The sequence below is a fragment of the Vibrio sp. 10N.222.52.B7 genome (assembly GCF_041474275.1).
GTDB lineage: Bacteria > Pseudomonadota > Gammaproteobacteria > Enterobacterales > Vibrionaceae > Vibrio > Vibrio crassostreae_C.
In genome coordinates this window covers 1-343 of record NZ_JBFRTU010000787.1, presented here as the reverse complement: position 1 = coordinate 343, position 343 = coordinate 1, and the positions used below count along the sequence as shown (strand labels likewise).

At 45.8% G+C, this 343-nt stretch carries 1 pseudogene; it reads left to right on the top strand.

The window, feature by feature from the left end:
- A pseudogene (locus tag AB4512_RS25315) lies at positions 1–256 on the top strand (acyltransferase); the annotation flags it as partial.
- Positions 257–343 lie beyond the last annotated feature (87 nt).

The window sequence follows — 343 nt, the reverse complement described above, 5'->3', positions numbered from 1 at the left end:
TAGTAATGGTGTCGGCGTTGATATGGATGAAGTTAGAACAGGCAATGCGATGATCCTCAGCCCTTATGGTGAAATCATTGCTGAGACCGATAGTGTTGATAACGATATGGTGATGGCAGAGTTAAAAGCAGAAGAGTTAGATATGTGTACGGGCAGACGCTGGATTCGTGGCCGTAAGCCAGAGTTATATCATTCACTCACACAACCTCTTGGTCATGAATTAGATCCCCACCAAGCGCGTTTTGCTGAGAAATAATGGTGTAAGCGTTGGTGAAAAAGGATGTATTAGGGACGGTTGAAAGGGAGGGGAAGTTGGAGGGGAGAGAAGGGTTCCTGATGTAGT